At 67.7% G+C, this 18,502-nt stretch carries 14 protein-coding genes; 5 read left to right on the top strand and 9 right to left on the bottom strand.

Going from position 1 to position 18,502, the window contains the following annotated elements:
• Nucleotides 1–47: 47 nt before the first annotated feature.
• Together VGK32_16925 and VGK32_16920 are read right to left on the bottom strand one after the other, a co-directional pair.
• The gene (locus VGK32_16925; GenBank protein HEY3383454.1) at nt 48–1,778 is read right to left on the bottom strand and encodes a phospholipase D-like domain-containing protein; all 1,731 of its coding nucleotides are present in this window, start codon (nt 1,776–1,778) and stop codon (nt 48–50) included.
• Between the two features lie 217 nt (nt 1,779–1,995).
• A complete protein-coding gene (locus VGK32_16920) occupies nt 1,996–2,970 on the bottom strand; it encodes a hypothetical protein (protein ID HEY3383453.1) in 975 nt (324 codons plus the stop codon).
• Between the two features lie 241 nt (nt 2,971–3,211).
• Between VGK32_16920 and VGK32_16915 the strand changes: the two genes are divergently transcribed.
• Both VGK32_16915 and VGK32_16910 read left to right on the top strand, forming a co-directional pair.
• Nucleotides 3,212–5,053 (top strand): M14 family metallopeptidase, encoded by a 1,842-nt coding sequence (locus VGK32_16915; protein HEY3383452.1) that lies wholly within the window; start codon nt 3,212–3,214, stop codon nt 5,051–5,053.
• The gene (locus VGK32_16910; protein HEY3383451.1) at nt 5,050–5,511 is read left to right on the top strand and encodes a M56 family metallopeptidase; all 462 of its coding nucleotides are present in this window, start codon (nt 5,050–5,052) and stop codon (nt 5,509–5,511) included. The genes VGK32_16915 and VGK32_16910 overlap by 4 nt, the downstream gene beginning before the upstream one ends.
• 202 nt (nt 5,512–5,713) lie before the next feature.
• Here the strand turns inward: VGK32_16910 and VGK32_16905 are convergent, their stop codons facing one another.
• The 6 genes from VGK32_16905 to VGK32_16880 all read right to left on the bottom strand — a co-directional run bounded on the left by VGK32_16905 (nt 5,714) and on the right by VGK32_16880 (nt 14,368).
• Nucleotides 5,714–6,592: a DmsC/YnfH family molybdoenzyme membrane anchor subunit gene (locus tag VGK32_16905; protein HEY3383450.1), complete on the bottom strand. Its 879-nt coding sequence runs from the start codon at nt 6,590–6,592 to the stop codon at nt 5,714–5,716.
• Nucleotides 6,582–7,145, bottom strand: coding sequence for a 4Fe-4S dicluster domain-containing protein (locus VGK32_16900; protein HEY3383449.1), 564 nt, complete (start codon nt 7,143–7,145; stop codon nt 6,582–6,584). Before VGK32_16900 ends, VGK32_16905 begins: the two co-directional genes overlap by 11 nt.
• Before the next feature lie 13 nt (nt 7,146–7,158).
• Nucleotides 7,159–9,399 carry a DMSO/selenate family reductase complex A subunit gene (locus VGK32_16895; protein ID HEY3383448.1) on the bottom strand — a complete coding sequence of 747 codons (2,241 nt, stop codon included), beginning with the start codon at nt 9,397–9,399 and terminating at the stop codon, nt 7,159–7,161.
• 161 nt (nt 9,400–9,560) lie between these two features.
• On the bottom strand, nt 9,561–10,976 hold the full coding sequence (locus VGK32_16890; protein HEY3383447.1) for a YncE family protein: 1,416 nt from the start codon (nt 10,974–10,976) through the stop codon (nt 9,561–9,563).
• A complete protein-coding gene (locus VGK32_16885; protein ID HEY3383446.1) occupies nt 10,973–11,965 on the bottom strand; it encodes an alpha/beta hydrolase in 993 nt (330 codons plus the stop codon). The genes VGK32_16890 and VGK32_16885 overlap by 4 nt, the downstream gene beginning before the upstream one ends.
• Before the next feature lie 9 nt (nt 11,966–11,974).
• Complete coding sequence (locus VGK32_16880) at nt 11,975–14,368, bottom strand: TonB-dependent siderophore receptor (GenBank protein HEY3383445.1); 2,394 nt, start codon at nt 14,366–14,368, stop codon at nt 11,975–11,977.
• Nucleotides 14,369–14,619: 251 nt separating this feature from the next.
• On the opposite strand from VGK32_16880, the gene VGK32_16875 reads away from it, so the two are divergent.
• On the top strand, nt 14,620–15,267 hold the full coding sequence (locus VGK32_16875) for an FMN-binding negative transcriptional regulator (protein HEY3383444.1): 648 nt from the start codon (nt 14,620–14,622) through the stop codon (nt 15,265–15,267).
• Between the two features lie 34 nt (nt 15,268–15,301).
• Nucleotides 15,302–16,687, top strand: a complete 1,386-nt coding sequence (locus tag VGK32_16870) for an amino acid permease (GenBank protein ID HEY3383443.1) — start codon at nt 15,302–15,304, stop codon at nt 16,685–16,687.
• On the opposite strand, the gene VGK32_16865 is transcribed toward VGK32_16870, so the two are convergent.
• A complete protein-coding gene (locus VGK32_16865; protein ID HEY3383442.1) occupies nt 16,618–18,132 on the bottom strand; it encodes a PLP-dependent aminotransferase family protein in 1,515 nt (504 codons plus the stop codon). The two genes, VGK32_16870 and VGK32_16865, sit on opposite strands and share 70 nt — an antisense overlap.
• 131 nt (nt 18,133–18,263) lie before the next feature.
• Between VGK32_16865 and VGK32_16860 the strand changes: the two genes are divergently transcribed.
• On the top strand, nt 18,264–18,502 hold a 239-nt coding region (locus tag VGK32_16860), incomplete at its 3' end, for a hypothetical protein (GenBank protein HEY3383441.1).

The raw sequence follows: 18,502 nt of genomic DNA, 5'->3' as shown, positions 1-18,502 counted from the left end.
CCGATGCTACCACGGCCGATGCCCGTCTGCGCCGCCCCGGCCTCGTGTCAGATCGCAATCGTCCCGCCGAAGTACTTACGCTCCCTGGCCCGGGGGTTGCTTGCCTCGAAGAAGCGCATGGCCCATCCGTCGGTCTCCTTGAGGTACACCTTGCCTGCGGGATCGTTGGCCGCGGCCTGGTGCGTGGAGTCGGCCGTGTCGTTCGGCTTCCTGGGTTCGGTGACGGCGGCCCGGAAGTAGTAGTGGTTGAAGAGACGCATGAACTCGCCGAGGAACACGTCGGCCATGCGCATGTCGCCGCGCGCGACCAGCGAGTTCTCGTCGTTGTGGAGGATCGAGTTCTCGCTGAAGTTGGCCGAACCGTTGATGACAATCGGATCGTCGCCGAGCGGGTCGATGATCATGTACTTCGTGTGGATGTACGGCACGTTGACGTTCAGGCCGGTGAGCTTCTCGGCGGCCCACTGGGCGAGCCCGCCCTTCAGCGTCGTGCCCGCCGTGGCCCGGTTGTTCGGGTCGCGGCTGATGATCTCCACCTGGTTCGGCCCGCGGCCCAGGCTCGGCTTGTCGAGCAGCGCGTACCGGAGGAACGCCCGGCGCTTCGCGAGCACCTTCAGAAAGTCCGCGTTCACGCCGAACGGGAACGTGGCGAAGACGCCGGACTTCGCGCCGTCCATCAACTCCGCGTACCACTTCAGGGCGCGGATGGACGGCCTCGGGCTCAGCACCGGCAGCATCGTCTGCTTCGGCGGCTTCTGGCCCTTCTTGTCCGGCACCGGCGTCAGGCTTTCGACGTAGGCCTTGAACGCCTTCGGTCCGGGATCACCGCTGATCCGCTTCCAGTAGTCGAGGTACACGCGTGCGATGGCCGGGTCGCGCACGATCTGGCCGCAGTTCGAGTGGCCGAAGATTCCGCCCTCGGTGATGTTCGTGGAGCCGGTCCAGACCTGCACCGGCCGGTTGCCCTCGAGCAGCACGATGAACTTGTTGTGCGAGATGTTGTCGCTCTGCTGGCGCGGCGTGCAGAGCGCCGTGATGCCGGCCGTCGTGATGGCCTTCAGGTCGCGGTCGCCCGGATCGCGTTCCGTGCGGCTCTGGCCCGTGGACTTGTCCTTCACCGTCTTTGCGTTGTAGTCGTAGACGATCCTGACGTCGGCGCCCGCGCGCGACGCGATCCCGAAGGCCTGCAGTACCTCCGGATAGCTGAACTCGTACATGCAGGCGCGAAGGCCGAAGCCCGGCCCGCTCGCCTGGCCGATGAACTTCAGCAGCGCCTCCTCGAGGCCGCGCGACAGCCAGATGTAGGCGGCGTTGTTCGGGACCTTCTCGGGCCGCTGATTGTGGAACTTGTCCGCGTAGGCCTGCGACGCAGCGACGCCGCGGTTGAAGAAGATCGCGTGGTCGTCGGTCACTTCGCTCTCGGTTGTGACCGTCACGCTGACCTCGTTGTCCGGCTGCAGCCGGCCGGGGCGGCCCTTCTTCGCGATCACGCGATAGGTGTACGTGTGCTCGGGCTTCGCGGTGTAATCGCCCCAGAGGAACTCCTGGAAGGGGTTGTTGTCGCTCGAGTGGTCGGCCTTGGCGCCGGTGTCGTTGACCTTGAAGAGCAGGAAGTTCTTCAGGAAGTACTTCTCGCCCTCGGTGTGGTCGGTGCGCTCGATGGAGAAGCCGAGGAGTCCCGTCGCCCGGGCCTTGGTCAGGTTCATGGCGATCAGGACCACGTGCGTGCCGGCGATCAGGTTGACGGTCAAACCCTTCTCGGTGCAAGTCGCGCGCATGAGTACCTCCCTGTCGCGAGATGGGGGGAGCGCCGCTTGGCGGGGGCGCCCCAGTGAAGAGGGAACCGGGACAACCGGAGCTGGGCTCGAGATTGGCGAGACAGCGGACAGCGGGCGACAGTACGCACCCAATCATACGGCGGGGTGCGGCTGAGCGTCACGAGAGGTGCTGCATTTTTCGTGCAACGCCTGGTGGGAGTCCCGCGTGGGACCCGGTTCAGGACGTCCTGAGTCGTGCGGGCGGCTGGGAGCGAGCGAGCAGATACGAGCCAAGCACGAGCAGCGCCGCGATTGCCTGCGCAGTGAGTGTCTCGACGGTGGGGAACACGGAGAACCAGAGACGCACCCAGTCCGGGACCCAGCGCGAGAGCCAGGCGATCTCGGTCGTCGGCAGCCAGCGTGCGAGCTGCATCTCCTGGGCCTGCTCGCCCACCATGACGAGGAGCACGATCCCAAGCAGCGCGCCGGTGAGCACGAGCATCTGCCGGTAGGGGAGGCGGCGGTGGGCGAGGAAGGTCAGGACGGCCACGCCGCTGGTGCAGAAGAGGCCGGCGAGCACCCCGGAGAGCAGCGATCCGCTCCCGAGCTTGAGCCTGTAGCTCTGGAGGAAGAGCACGACCTCGAACCCTTCGCGGTAGAGCGAGGTGAAGCCCAGGAGGCCGAGTCCCCACCAGAGGCGGGTGGTCGCACCGGGGCCGTTCGTCGCGGCGCTCATCAACTCCCGCTTGCGGTTGGTGTGGAGCGTAATCCAGCCCGTCCAGTAGACCTTGTGGAAGAACCAGTTCATCACCACGAGAAGGACCAGGATGGCCAGCAGCCCGGTGATGGCCTGGAGGTGCAGCGCGGGAACGCTCTGCGAGAGGTCGTCCACGATGCCTGCGGCGACGCGCCAGGTGATGAGGGTTGCGGCGAACGCGACAGCGGCGCCGAGGGCGACGGGGCGGCGACACGCGGCGCGGGGGCCCACCATGTTCGCGGTGATGGCGGCCAGCACGAGGATGCACTCGAGGCCTTCGCGGAAGACGAGCACGGCGATGTCGACGGCGGCGACGCCGGAGCCGGCCGGTCGGGCGGTGGGGTCGGGGTGCGACAGGAAGTCGAGGCGGATCCCGAGGACGGCGGCGACGAGGAGGGCCGCTGCGATGAGCACGACGACTGGCGGAACGTAGGTCGGGACGCGGGTCAGGTTCACGGTCGGGGTCCAGTGAGTTCGGGTGCGACAAGTGGCAAGGGAATGAGACGCAGTCTCATATTGAAATCCTATAATTCACCCGACCCGCTGTCAAACCCGCTGCCTCGCCCCGCCGCTTCCGACGTGGCCCGCGCTGGACCTACCGATTGTGCAGCATCTGGGCCTTTACTGATACCACACGCCGAGGGAGCATAATCCACTCCACAGTGACCGTCGGGTAGCGCAGAGCGGGAACACGGCAATGAACCAGATCAACGCACGGATTGTCATCTTGGCCGTCTTCAGCGTGCTCGCCACGGTTGAGGGGGGAACCACCGGGCTTCCTGTCGCCGGTACGGGCGGACCGATGGGACCAGGCGCCGCATCCAGGACCGCCGCCGCACTGCCGGCGCTTCCCTTCGATCACATCCTTCGCTACGACGAGCTGACCAGCCTCCTGAAGGCGTGGGCAGCGGCGCGGCCCGAGCTCCTCGATCTCTCGAGCATCGGCGCGACGCCAAAAGGGCGGAAGATGTGGTTCCTCACGCTGACGAACCGCGCCACCGGTCCCGCGCTCGAGAAGCCCGCACTCGTCGTCGACGGCAACACCCACGCGGCCGAGTGGGGAGGCGGCGTCGCGGCGCTCCACTTCGTCTGGCGGCTGCTGCGCGACTACGGCACCGACGCACGGGTCACGCAGTTGCTCGACACGCGCACGGTCTACGTTCTCCCGCGCCTGACCCCGGACGGCGTCGAGGCGACGCTCACCGAGGGGCGGTTCATCCGCTCGGTCGATCGGCCGTCACGGCGCGGCGCCGAGGAACCCGGCCTCTACGCCCGCGACGTCGATGGTGACGGCCGGTCGGTCTTCATGCGGCTGCGCGATCCGAACGGCCCCTGGAAGTCGTATCCGGGCGATTCGCGCCTGCTCGTCCCTCGCCAGCCGGACGAGTTCGGCGGCGACTACTGGCGCGTGCTGCCCGAGGGCCTGATCACCGACTACAACGGCGAGACGATCGCCGACCCGCCGCCGATCGAGTCGCTGGACTTCGGCCAGAACTTCCCCGGTGACCAGCGGTCGAGTGGCGGAAGCGCACCGGCGGGCCCATACCCGACCTCGGAGCCCGAGGTGGCCGCGTACATCGCCGCCATCGCGAGCCGTCCCAATATCGTCGCCCACGTGACGTGCCACACGTTCGGCGGGCTGGTCCTCACGCCGCCGGTCAATGCGGGCGAACGGCTGGCATCGTCCGACCGCCTGACCTACGCGACGCTCGCCGCGAAGGGGGCGGCGCTGACGGGCTACACGGCGATGTCGTACTTCGACCTGCGCGCCACCGAGCAGGACGCCTACATTCCGAGCGCGTTCGGCTGGCTCTTCGACCGGAAGGGCATCTACTCGTTCATCACCGAATTCTGGAATCCGCTCCGCGCGGCCGGCATCTCGCTGGAGGGCACGAACGCCTCGGCGTGGCTGTGGGGCTTCCACCCGGTGGACGACGAGGTGAAGATGCTCCGCTGGAGTGACGAGCAGCTTCGCGGCGACGGGTTCGTCCGCTGGCACGCGTTCAACCACCCGCAGCTCGGGCCGGTCGAGATCGGCGGCTGGGATCTGATCCGCTACTGGTACAACATCCCGTTCGACCGCCTCGAGAAGGAGGTGGCGCCGCACAGCGACTGGCTGATCTACCTGGGGTTGGCGACGCCGCGAATCCAGATCCGATCGCTCGTCGCGCAACCGGTCGGCCAGGACATCTGGCGCGTCCGGTTGGCCCTGGAGAACTCGGGCTGGCTCCCGACCAACGGTTCGCAGCAGGCGCTCGACCGCCATGTCGTTGGAGGGATCGTGGCCGAACTCGCCCTGCCATCCGGCGCACGCCTCATCGAAGGCGAACTCCGTCGGTCGCTCGGGCAGTTGGAGGGCCGCAGCGGCCAGCGCTCCACGGCGACCTGGTGGGGATACGCGCCCGGCACACCAGACCGCGGGCTGGTGGAGTGGCTGGTCGCGGCGCCCGCGGGCACGACGGTGTCCGTGACGGCGAGCCACGACCGCGCGGGAACGGTGCGGTCGACAGTGATCCTCGCGAAGCCGACGGCCCGGTGACCAGCGGCGGTTTGAAGACCCTCCCGCGGCTGCCGGCCAGGGCGTTCGACGACATGCCGGTGCCCCACGGCCCGTGGGACTGGCAGCAGTTGCTGCTGTGGGTGTACGCGGCCGGCGACGAGCAGGTCCTGGGTCAGGTGGTGGCGCACGAGCGGACGCACATCCGCCAGGGGCACTCCCCGGACATCCTGCTCATCCAGTGTGCGGCCATCGGACAGTGGTTCAATCCATTCATCTGGCTCTACAAGACCGCGCTCCGGGAGCTTCACGAATACCTCGCCGACCGGGGAGTCCTGGCGCAGGGCTTCGATTCGTACTCGCGCGGCTGCAGAGACGCAAGTAGCCTCTGGCATCGGACAGGTCCTCGTTCTGCCTCCAGGCAACTAATAGACAAGCACTTTGACGGAGGGACGTGTGCCAAGAACGCTCATTCTCGTCCTATTTCGGCGCCTGCTTGAGGTTCCGAATCTTCCCGGACACGTTGGGTAACCTTGGCTTCATCGCAGAGACAGGACCGCAGGGGTTCCCCCGCACGACGGATTTTCCGCTGAGCGAAGACGCCTTCAAGGCACCGCCAACCAATATCATGCTGGGACGATTGGTGCTGAAGAACGATTCGACACAGAAATAGGCCAATCTGTTCCCAAGGCTTCCGGAATCTCAGAATCGCGGGATCGAGGTGCCGAGGGTGAACATGAGCCGTCTTCCGAGCGTGGCGCCGGTTGCCGCTGACAGGAACGCAAGCGCGACGATCCCGCGGTTCACGGCCCCGGCGTCCTCGCGGCCTACCGTCGAGAGCCACACGGCGACGGCGGCGGGCAGGACGCAGGCCAGAATGAGATGAAGGGCGAATGTCCTCCGCTGCGCGGCCCCGTTGAGCGCCGGCGCTTCCTCGATGCCCGCGTCGCGTGCCTGTCGGCCGGCCACCGCGGTCGCGACGGTCAACATCCCGAAGGCGGAGACGAGTTGCAGAACACTGCCCACGATCGTCGCGGCGAGCAGCACGTCCAGGACCGTCCGCAGGCCCGACGCGTTGACGACGATGGCGAACGCAGGGCCCGCGAGCACGAGCGTCGCGCCGAAGAATGACGCCGGCACCCACCAGGAATTCCAGACGGGTCTGGCGGGCACGGTGTAGATCGACGCGCCCGACGCAATCGCCGCCAGCCCGAGCATCGCCGTGGCGATGCCCCACGCGGGGCGCAAGGCCGTGATGCCGCCGTACCACATCGCGCTGTACGGGAGCGCCGCAGCCACGAACAGTCCCGTCAGCAGGACCTCCTGGCTGAGCCGGGAGTGCGCGAGATTCGACAGCGACTTCCACGCGTCTCGCGGCCGCCCAAGGTGGAACCACGAACAGAGGATCGCTCCGGCAATCGAGGGAAACACCATCACGCCCAGCGGACGTGCCGCGCCGGCGTGGTTGGCGCCCGTGAGCACGTCGGCCGTCACGGCGGCCAGCAGGACCGCGCACGCAAACTGCACGCCCAGCGTGAAGACGATGAGCGGCCACTCGCTTGGTCTCGCGTCAGCGGACATCGGTTGCCTCGCTTCGGATCAGGTACACGCACGCCGGCTTGGTGAGATCGGGCGATGGCACGCCCCGGATCAGCATCGTGGCGCCCGGGCGGGTTTCGAGATCGGCCAGCCTGCCCACCTCGATGACCCGCATCGGGCACGCAGTCACGCACACGGGTAGTCGGCCCCGGTCGAGTTCCTCGACGCACAGGTTGCACTTGCGGATCCTGCCCGCCGTCGCGTCGTACTGCGGCGCTCCGTACGGACACACCCACGTGCAATAGCGGCAGCCGATGCACCGCTCGGGGTCGTGCACGACGATCCCGTCTCCGGCCCGCTTCGTGTATGCCCCGGCCGGACACGCGGCCACGCAGGCCGGGTCCTCACAGTGGTTGCACGACATCGAGATCGCGTAGGCGAAGACCCGGGGGAACTCGCCGCCCTCGAACGTCCGCACCTGCCGAATCCGCACGCCGACGACCCCCTCGTTGACGTCCTTGCACGCCACCTCGCACGTCTTGCAGTTGATGCACCTGGTGGTGTCCACCAGGAATGCGATCTGTCCGACGGGCACGCGCCCTCCCTTCTCACGCCTTTCGCACGTCCACCAGCATCGTGTGCTGGCCATTCCCGTGCGCGAGCGGCGTCGGCCTCTGACTGGTCAGGATGTTGACGGATCCGCGATGGCAGACGCCGTGCTCGTCCGGTGTGTACCACGCGCCCTGCGGGACGGAGACGACGCCCGGCCGCATACGCCTGGTGACCCGCGCCCTCGCGAGGAGGGCGCCACGGTCGTTGAACACGTTCACCGTGTCGCCGTCGGCGATGTGCCTCGCTGCCGCATCCTGACGGCTGATCCACATGGTTCGCGGCTCGGCCTCTTCCATCCACCCGTTCTCGTCGTAGGTGGAGTTGATCCGTGTTTTCGCGTGCGGCCCGATGCACTGCAGCGGGTACCGGCCGACGAGGTCGGCCTCGGGGCCTTCCCAGGCCGCCAGGTAACTGGGCACCCCGGGAATCTCCGGGTGCTGCATGTCGTAGAGCGTCTTGCTGAAGATCTCGATCCTGCCGGAGGGCGTCGCGAACGGGTGATGCGCCGGATCGGCGATCTCCTTCTCGAACGCCACGTACGGTTCCGGTGTCTTCCGGTACAGGCCCTGACTTCGCAACTCGTCGTAATCGGGGAACGACGCGTCGCCCGCCCGCGCCTCCGCCACGATCTGCCGAAGCCAGTCTTCGCGCGTCTTTCCCTCGGTGAAGGCCGGCTCGAGTCCCAGCCGCTCGGCCACGCGGCTCAGCCACCAATACTCGTGACAGCATTCACCAGGCGGTTCCACGACCTTGTTGCCGAACACGACGTATCGCTCGCCGGTCCACGGCGACCCGAGATCGTTGCGCTCGAGCGAGTGGTCCGCCGGCAGCAGGACATCCGCGAACCGGGCGCTCGGCGTGAGCAACTGGTCGGAGACGACGATGAACTCGACGAGGCGCTCGTCCCTGAGGATCGCCACGGTGCGGTTGATGTCCGCGTGCTGGTTGACCAGGGTATTGCCCGCGATGTTGAAGATGAACTTGATGTTGCTCTCGAGCGGGCCGTCCTTGACGCCGTCCCGCTCGGTCATCTCCGTCCCGCGGACGACCGCGTCGGTCCACAGGAACACCGGGATCCTGGCCTTGACGCCGTTGGTCCCCGTCGGGAAGCCTCCGATCGGGAGGCCCAGGCTGCGGCCGCCCTCGCCGCCGCCCCAGCCGCCGCCGAGCCGGCCGAGATTGCCGGTCATGCACGCCAGCGTGATCCCGGCGCGGACGGACTGTTCGCCGTAGGCGTGGCGCTGGGGCCCGCATCCCTGCAGCAACTGCGCGGGCTTGTGCGTGGCGTAGTCGATGGCCACCCGCCTGATGGTGGCGGCATCGATGCCCGTGATGGGCGCAGCCCACTCCGGCGTCTTCGGCGTGCCGTCGGCCGCGCCGAGGACGTAGCTGCGGAAGGACAGGCCTTCGGGTACGCCGTCCGGCATGTGACGCTCGTCGAAGCCGATACAGAACGTGTCGAGGAAGGCCTGGTCCTGCAGGCCTTCGGTGACGATCACGTGGGCCATCGCCACGAACAGCGCCACATCGGTCGTCGGTTTCAGCGGCAGCCACTCGTCCGCGAACGTGGCCGCAGTCTCCGTGAGGCGGGGATCGATGACGATGACCTTCGCGCCGGCGTCCTTCGCCCGCGCGAGGTAGTGGCAGGAGTTCGTTTCGAAGATCGTCTCGGCCGGGTTGAAGCCGTTGAGGACGATCAGTTTCGAGTGGGGCAGGGTCTGGTACGAACTCGTGTCACGCCGGCCGGTGATGAAGGGAGCCGTGTAGTTCAGGCACGCGGACGTGTAGCTGTTGTAGTAGGCGAGGTGGCCGCCCATCAGGTTCATCAGGCGCCGTGCCGCCGCCACGCCGCTGATGGCGCCTTCGTCGCCGTTGCCGTGGTGGATGAAGACCGATCCCGGACCGTAGGTCTTCACCGCCCGCTGCAGTCGAGAGGTCACGAGGTCGATGGCTTCGTCCCACGACACGCGCTCGAACCGGCCCTCCCCGCGCGCGCCGACCCGTTTCATCGGGTAGAGGAGTCGGTTCGGGTCGTTCAGCCGGCTGCCGATCGCCCGGCCACGGAGACACGCGCGGAGCTGCGGCCTGTCGGCGAGATCCGGCGACTCGTCGGTCGTGATGCGGACGACGCGGCCGCCCCTCACATGGGCCTCGAGACGGCACCGGCCGCCGCAGTCGTGGTTGCACACGACCGGGACGACGTGCGTGGCATCGTCGGATTCCGCTGGAGCAGTCATGTGCATCCTCCGGCCGCTGCCGTTGCGGCCGTCACCTCGGGCGAGAACCGCGGCGTCCTGCGACTGCCTGGCGATTGCCGCGTGAGTAGGGAAGGGCAGGAACCGCGCAGCCATCCGCGTGTCGGCTACGCGAACGGGGCGGTCGTGTCATGAAACCGAAATCACGGGGCGCGGCGCTCGAACACGTAGAGCTTGAGCCCGTCCTTCACGAACGACGCCGTCCGCCCGGTCCAGTCCACGGTGATGTCCACCGCCGGAACGAAGACCGTGCCGGTCGCCGGATCGAACGCCATCGTGCGTCCGGTCGCCCGCGTCTGCACGCCAGGCAGTTCGCGGAGCGTCCCGTCGGCACTCACGGCGATCACGGCGATGGTGCCGTCGACACTCGAGACGAGCACCCGCGACCCGGCGGCGTCGAACACGACGGCGTCGGCGCCGCGTCCGATGCGAGCCGAACCCAACGCCTTTCCCGTATCCGCCTCGAGGGCGATCAGGACGCCGTTGCCGCATGCGCTGAACAGGCGGCGCAGGCTCGAATCGAAGGCGAGCGCGCCAGGCGACTCGCAACCCGCAATCGGCAGCCGGGCGGCGATTGTCGCGCCCGCCGCGTCGATCCGGACGATCTCGTGCGTCTCGGCGATATTGGCGAACACCGCGCCGCGGCCATCCGCCACGGCGAACTCGGGTGTGCCGCCGAGCGGCAGGGTCTTGACGGCGTGGAGCGTCGCGGCATCGAGGATGGTGACGTCTCGGCTTCCGCCGTTCCACACGAACACCCGTCGACTGATCGGTTCGAACGTGACGCTGTCCGGCTCGCGGCCCGTCCGCGCCTCACCCACGATGCGGAGCGTTGCGAGGCTGAAGGCGCTGACCGACTGGCGGTCGCCGTTGGCCACGTAGCCGCGATCGAGGCCCGGAGCCAGCGCGATGCCGTGGGCTCCGGCGAGCCCGTTGACGCGGCCCACCACGGTCTGGGTGCCGAGGTCCAGCACGTCCACCGTCGCGTCGTGCGCGAGGTAGAGGCGGCGTGCCGGCGAATCGACCTGCAGGTAGTCCCACCGCGGCGTGCCGCCGAGCGCCACCGTCCTGGTCAACTCGTAGTGCGCGGTGTCGGGGCCGGCTCCACCGTCGGCCGCGACACGAGGCGTGGCGTCGAGCGCGGCGAGATACGCGGCAGCCGTCGTCGGGCCGCTCGCAAACGTGTCGGTGTGCTCGGTGATGAACTTGCGGAACTCGGTGAAGAACCGCGGGCCCGACGGGAGGCCCAGGTCCTTGAACGCCTTGGTGACGAGCGGGCCCTTGCCCTCCGGGTACTCGGCGTCCTGGATCAACAGGAAGTCCCAGCTCGCGCCGTCGCTGTGCACGTACAGTTGGCGCGGGGGAATGCCGGCCCGCCGGTTGGCTTCGTCGTACTGCGCGATGGCGCGGAGGAAGGCCTCGTGCTGCCCAGGGGCGAGGCGGTAGATCTCGATCAGTTTGCTGCCCACGGGCTCGGCGGGCGGCGGAGGTGTCTGCGCGGCTGCGCCGGCCGCGACCAGCCAGGCCGCGACGGCGGCGATCACGAAGCGAGAGGTCATCGGCTTTCTCCTGCGGCACGCGACGACAGATCGCCCTCCGCGTTCAGCGCCGCGCGGAGCCATGACGCCGACTCGGCCAGTGCGCGATCGGCGAGAGGAGCAATCGACACCGCCTCGAGGAAGGAGTGGGACGCGCCGGCATACACGCGCACGTCGACAGGCACGTGGGCCGCCCGCATCCGGTCCGCCATCCGCAGGCTCTGCTCGGTCAGCAGGTCGCAGGCTGGCACGACGAACAACGCCGGCGGCAGGCGACTCGGGTCGGCGTTGACCGGGCACACGAGCGGATCTGCCGCGTCCCGATCGTCGCGCAGGTAGTTGCGCCAGAAGGCCTCCATCTCGTCAGCGCCGAGCATGTATCCCTCGCCGCCGAATCGCGCGCGGGCTTCGGGCGACGACCAGCGATCGAACACGCCGTAGTTCAGGACCATCGCCTGCATCAGGCCCTCGTCACCCTCATCTCGCAGGCGAAGGCACGCGGCCGTGGCCAGGTTCCCGCCCGCCGAGTCGCCGCCGATCGCGAGGTGACGGGAATCGACGTGGAACTCACGGCCCCGCTTGCCGAGGACACGGGCGACGGCGCACACCTGGTCGAGAGCCACCGGGTACTTGGCCTCGGGCGACAGGGCGTAGTCGACGCCGATCACCACGATGCCGGCGCGCGAGGCGTACTCGCGCATGAGGCGATCGTGAGTATCGAGACTGAACAGCGTCCACCCGCCGCCGTGGAGGTAGATCAGGCCGGGCATCGAGTCCGCTTCATCCGGGACGTAGCAGCGCACGCGGACGTCGCCGTCTCCACAGGGGACGCGGTGTTCCGTCACCGCGGCCATGACGGGCCCGCCCCGCGTCCAGGGCGCGCGCACCTGATCGGCGATGCGACGCGCCTCGGAGGGGGAGGCCGAGGCGAGGCCCTGGTGTTGCGCCCAGGCCTCGCCCATCCGGCGGACGAACTCTCTGATCTCGGGGTCGAGATCCTCACCGCGCATCGCGACGACCTACCACTTCTGCCAACGGTAGCGGATGGACCCGATGATCTTCCGGGCCGATCCGTAGTTGCAGTACGAGGCCGACGTGCACACCGCCACGTAGGCCTTGTCGGTCAGGTTGGTCGCGGTCAGCTGGAACTCCATCGCCTTCCAGAGATACCGCGCCGACATGTCGAGCAGCGTGTAGGACGGCACCTCGATGGTGTTGGTGGCGTCGCCGGCCATCGTGCCCACGTAGCGCACGCCGAAGCCCACGCCGAGACCGGTCAGCGCCCCCGACGTCACCACGTAGTCGCCGGACAGGCCGAACAGCTGATCCGGAGCCAGCGGCGGGCGTTTGCCGAGCACGGGCGCGTCGGTCGTCTTCGTCACTTCCTGGCCCAGGTACGAGTACGACGCATGGAAGTTCAGCCCCTCGGCCACGTTGCCCGTGCCCTCGACTTCGAAGCCCCGGGACCGGATTTCCCCTTGCTGAAGGTAGTTCAGCACGTTGGCCGGGTCGGGAACGATGACGTTGGTCTGCGCGATCTGGAAGACGGAGGCCGTGAAGAAGCTATTCGACTTCTTGGGCTGGAACTTGAGACCGCCCTCGTACTGCACGCCCTCGGTCGGGAGGAACGAATGCCCGTAGAAGTCGGTGCCGGGCATCGGGAGGAACGACGTGGAGTAGCTGAAGTACGGCGCGAGGCCGACGGACGTGAGATAGCTGACTCCCACGCGCCCGCTCGCCTTGTTCGCCTTCTGCGTGTCGGTCGTCTTGGCGAGGTTGTCCTCGTTCGTCAGGCGCGTCCAGTCCTGCCGGCCGCTGGCGGTGAACACGAGCTGCTTGCCGATCTTCATGTGGTCCTGAACGTAGATGCCCAGGAGCGACGTGGGCTGCGTCACGTTGGCGTAGGTGAAGAGATCCGGCACCTTCGACCCGTAGACCGGCGCGTAGACGTCGATGGGCGCGGCGAACGCGAACGCGCTGAGCTGCGTCGTTTCGGAACGCGAGTAGTCGACACCGAACAGAAAGCTGTGCTCGACGATCCCGGTCTTGGCTCTCGCCGTCGCATGGGTGTCGGTGGTGAACATGGAGAGGTCGAGCGTGTTGCCGAAACCGAAGCGATTGAGCGTCCGGAGGTCGTCCTTCAGGCCGCCGCCGAAGACGTCCTTCCCGTCGTAGCTGACGCTGGAGTACCGGAACGTGTTGCGGAAGGTGAAGGCGCCGAACCGGTGCTCGAACAAGCTGCCTGCCGACCACTGGTCGCGGTTGAAGTAGTCGTAGCCCGGTTCGCCGGTGAAGAAGTTCCTCGCGATGGTGCCGTGCGGGTTCGAGACGAACGTGCCCTGCGAGGGCAGGAACTGGCCCCAGCCGGTCTTGTCGCGCTGGAAGTCGCCGAGCAGCGTCCACGTCGTGTTCTGTGACGGCGCCCACGTGAGCGCCGGGGCGATCATCTTCCGGTTGTCCGGCACGTAGTCCACCTGCGTGTCGCTGTCGCGGAACAGTCCGACCACCCGGTAGCGCCAGTGGCCCGCCTTGTCCAGCGGCCCGCTGAAGTCCCCCTGCACCTGCTTGCGCCCGTTGGAGCCGAAGTTGACTACCAGTTCGTTCTGCGTGTCGCGTGTGGGGCGCTTCGTCACGAGGTTCACGAGGCCGCCCGGCGTGTTCTGGCCGTAGAGCACCGAACTCGGTCCCTTGACGATGTCCACTTCCTGCAGCAGGTAGGGATCGACCTGGCCCGAGACCGTCCCGCTCTGCCAGCGGGAGTTGTCGCGGAACAGGCCGTAGGTGGACTGGTTGAAGCCGCGGATGTTGATGTAGTCGAACCGCGCGTCGGTGCCGTAGGTGTCGACGCTGACGCTGCCGCTGTACTCAATGGCCTCGTTGACCGTCTGGATGTTACGCGACGTCATCTGGTCCAGGGTCACGACCGAGACCGACTGGGCGATTTCGATGAGCGGCGCGCCCGTCTTCGTGGCGGCCGTCGACGTCGTGGCGACGAACCCTCCCTGCGCGGTCACCGTGACGATGCTCTGGAAGCCGCCGATGTTCAACGAGAAGTCGCGCTTATCGCCCGGCGCCTTGAGGTCGACCGTCTCCGCCGTGGGCTCGAAGCCCGACGCATCGACGTCGATCTGGTACGGGCCGGCCGGCACCGTGAACTTGTATTGGCCGTCCGCCAGCGTGCGGACCTCCTGCCGGAAACTGCCGCACTTCAAGGTGACAGTCGCCGACGGGATCGATGCGCCGGACGAGTCGGTGACGGTGCCCGTCAAACGGACGCGAGGCTGCTTGGCGTCGTAGCGGCAGCCATCGGCGACCGTGGCTGGCTTCGAGGCCCGCTTAGCCCCGGTCGGGGCCTGTGCGCTCACAAGAGCTGGCCCGAGCGCGAGGAGGGCGACTGCGACTGCGACTCTCATGTTCTGCTCCTTACACAAACTTCCGACAGCTATGAGGACCACCACGCGCCAGCCGGTGCCGGCGACGCCTGTGCCACGATCGTGCGGATAGTCACATCGCCTGTGGTATCACACAAGAGCCAGTTGTTGACGTGTGGATGGTGCCAGCGTCCTTTTGTCTGGACCCAACGACGCGACCGTATCTGGGCCTTTCCTCGGGCCAGTCCCCGGGCGAAGATGCCACGGGCCTGCGTTGAGGTGATGGAGACGCCATGTTCGTCAGATCCAGCTGGAAACCGCGCACCAACGACGAGATGTTCGATCTCATCGACGCCCACCCGTGGGCGCGGCTCGTCACCAACGGCGAACACGGTCCGCTCGCCACCAACCTGCCGCTCTTGCTCGACCGCAGACGTGGCCGATTCGGCCTCCTCGTGGGCCACCTCGCCCGCGCGAACGCGCACGCGCAGGCGCTGGCGGCCGCGCAGGCGCCGACGCTGGCCATCTTCGAGGGGCCGTACACCTACGTGACGCCGAGCTGGTACCCGGGCCGCGACATGCCGTCGACGTACTACTACACGGCCGTCCACTGCTACGGCCACGTGCGGCTGCAGAGCGACGCCGAACTCGAGGCGAGCCTCGGGACGCTGGTGGCCCGCATGGAAGCGCCGATCCCGAATGGCTGGAGTCTCGGCGAGATTCCGCGATCGGAGGTGACGCGCCGGCTGCCCGCCATCGTCGGCTTCGAGTTGGAGATTGAACGCCTCGAGGGTAAGTTCAAGCTCGGGCAGGACGAACCTCGGAGGGACGCGCTCGCGGTTGCCGGTCGCCTGGACGAGGGAACCGAGCCGTCGCTCCGTGAGCTCGCGGACCTCATACGGCATTACAACATGGATCGGCCGGACGCGAACCCCGTGTGAGCCGGGCGACAACCGGTGGGCGGAGGCCAACGGCATGACGAGACAGAATCATTCGAGTTCAGCGTCCACGGTGGCTGTGACGAGTCTGGCCCGGGAATTGGGTCTCTGGGACTCCGTGTCCCTGATCATGGGCATCATGATCGGGTCCGGCATCTTCCTGATGGCCGGCAGCATCGCCCTGCAGCTCGACTCGCTCTCCGCCGTTGCGGGCGTCTGGGCGTTCGGCGGCCTGCTGAGCCTGTGCGGGGCTGCGGCGCTCAGCGAACTCGGGGCAGCGTTGCCGTCGGCTGGCGGACTCTATGTCTACCTGACCACGGTGTACGGCCCGGCGGTCGGGTTCGTCTACGGCTGGAGCGCGATGGCGCTGATCCACGCCGGCAGTATCGCCACGCTGGCGGCGGCGATTGGCCTGTATGCCGCCCCGCTTCTCGGCCTCACCCCCGCGCAGCAGAAGGTCTTCCAGATCCTGTGCATCGCCGCGTTCGTCGGCGTCAACTGCCTCGGGCTCGTCGTCGGCAAGTGGGTCCAGAACACGCTGACCGTGGCGAAGCTGGCTGGACTCGGCGTGATGACGGTCCTCCTGTATTCCCGCGGCAGCGTGGCGCTACTGCTCGATCATGCGGCGCCCTCGGGGGCGAGCGTGTCGTGGACGGGTTTCGGTGTCGCACTGGTTGCCGTCCTCTGGGCGTACGACGGGTGGCATTTCGTCTCGTTCGCGGCCGGCGAGGTGAAGGACCCATCGCGCACGCTCCCCCGGAGCCTGCTCATCGGCACCGCGTTGACCTTCGCGATCTACCTGCTCGTCAATCTCGCCTACTACGCGGTGCTGCCGCCGGACCTGATTCGGGGGACGAACCGCGTCGCGGCGGCGGCCGTCGAGCACGCGTTCGGTGCGGGCACGGCCCTGCTCATGTCGGTCTTGATCGCCGTATCCATCCTGGGCGCGATGAACGGCATCATCTTCGGCGCGCCGCGCGTGAACTGGGCGATGGCGAACGATGGCCTGTTCTTCCGCTCGTTCGCACGGCTCAGCCCCCGTTTCCGGACGCCGATCGTCGCGACGATCGCGCAGGGCGCCTGGGCGGCCGTGTTCACGCTGGTCGGCAGCTTCCAGCAGCTCTTCACGTCCTACGTGTTCACGTCCTGGATCTTCTACGGCCTCGCAGTGGCCGGGGTGATCATCTTGCGCCGGCGGCGGCCCGAACTCGAACGCCCGTACCGGTGCCCGTTGTACCCCGTGACGCCGATCTTCTTCCTCGTGGCGACGGCCGGCATCGTCGTGAGCACGTTCGTCGCCAACTTCTGGCAGGCGCTTCTGGGAATCGGCCTGATTCTGGCCGGGGTGCCGCTCTACTTCCTGTTCCGAGCCCTCGAGCGGCGGACCGCCCGCTCGGTCCGGACGTCGGAGGGTGCGTCCTGACCGGCAGCCCGCGTCACGAGGCCCGCGCTCAGGAGGACGGCGCACATGCGCTCGAAGGACGACTGGATGAGGTCGGGGCTGAACGCGGTGAACCCGAAGACGAGCCCCGGTCTGGTGGCGCCGAGGGCGTACCGCGACAGCGGCGGCACGTCGAAGCCTGCCCGGCCCAGCTTCTCCGACCACGCCGCGTCGTCGGTACCCGCCGGCAGGAAGCCGGTGAGGTTCATGCCGCCGTCCGTGTGTTCGAACCGAAGCGGGAGGTCCGAGGCTTTGAAGAGGCGCAGGAACAGTGCCTGGCGTTCGGCGTAGGCCTTGCGGCACCGGCGGATGTGCGAGTAGAACGCGCCGCTCTCGAGGAACTCGGCCAACGTGGCCTGATCGATGAGGGGCAGGTGGTCGTCGATGAGGTGCTTCAGTTCGTTGAACCCGTCCAGCAGCGGCTCGGGTATCACGGCGTAGCCAAGGCGCAGCGACGGGAACAGCAGCTTGCTGAACGTGCCGACGTAGATGACGCGGCCGCTTCGGTCCAGGCTCTGCAGGCTGGGGAGCGGCGGCGCACTGTAGCGGAGTTCCGAGTCGTAGTCGTCCTCGATGACCCAGGATTTCGTCCGGCCAGCGAAGTCGATGAGCGCGAGACGTCGCGCGAGCGACAACGACACGCCGGTCGGGAACTGCCGCGACGGCGTGGTGTAGATGAGCGAAACCCTGCCCGCACGTGTCCCCGGCAGGCGGAGCCCCTGTTCATCCACGATCCCGGGCCGGATGCGCGCGCCGGCGCTCTGCCAGGCTAGCCGCGCTTCCACGTAGCCGGGGTCTTCCATGTACACCTGGTCGCTCGGGCGCAACAGCAGTGTAGCCAGGATGAACAACGCCTGCTGCGAGCCGGACGTGATGACCACCTGGCGCCCATCGCACCGGACACCCCGGCTGTCCCGCAGGTACGCGGCCACGTTCTCTCGGAGCGCGGGCAGGCCCGAGATGCAGGCCGCCTGGTAGTGCAGGACGTTCCTGCCCTCCCTTCGCAGGATTCGGCCGCGCATTCGGTTCCAGATCAGGAGCGGAAACAGCGCCACGTCGGGTTGACACGGTCGAAAGGGCGCAGGGGCTCCGAGCTGGATGGCGAGTGGTGCCACCCGCGAGCGCAAGGATGTGCTCATCGATCCGGGCGGCCACTTCGAGTGCCGAGAGAGCGTGATCGAGGAGCTGACGAAAACGCCGGACCGCGACAGCGATTCGAGGTACCCCTCGCTCGTCAGCCGGTCATACGCGTAGACCGCGGTGTTGCGCGACACTTTCAACCCGGTCGCCAACTCCCGAGTGGAGGGCAGTGCCTCTCCCGGCGCGATGACGCCCCGCTGAATCAACTCCTTGATCTGCCTCGCCAACTGATCCTGCAGCGTGGCGCGGGCCGTCCGATCCAGCCAGAGACCTTCGAGCGTGCGCATGGGCAGATCCTATACCCGTCCCCGATCCGCCGCCGGCCGTCCGACATCGAGCGGTTCCGTGATGCCGGCCGCCGTCGCGCTTGCTGCGATTCACAGCAAACAAAACCCCGCACCGTTCCGTCTAAGCCATCATGGTCAAGATCCGCCTTCCCTTCGCCCTCCGGTCGCTGTTTCGTACGCCACTCGTCACGATCATCGCCATCGTGTCCCTCGCGCTCGGAATCGGGGCGAATACGGCGATCTTCTCGCTCTTCGACCAGATGCTGCTCCGCCCGCTGCCGGTGCCCGAACCCGGACAGTTGGTCAACCTGGGCGCGCCCGGCCCAAAGCCGGGCTCGCAGTCGTGCAGTCAGGCGGGGGATTGCGAGAC

The organism is Vicinamibacterales bacterium, from assembly GCA_036504215.1.
In the GTDB taxonomy this organism is placed as follows: Bacteria; Acidobacteriota; Vicinamibacteria; order Vicinamibacterales; family Fen-181; genus FEN-299.
The sequence above is the reverse complement of the archived record's forward strand: the minus strand, read 5'-3'. Positions and strand labels throughout refer to the sequence as shown.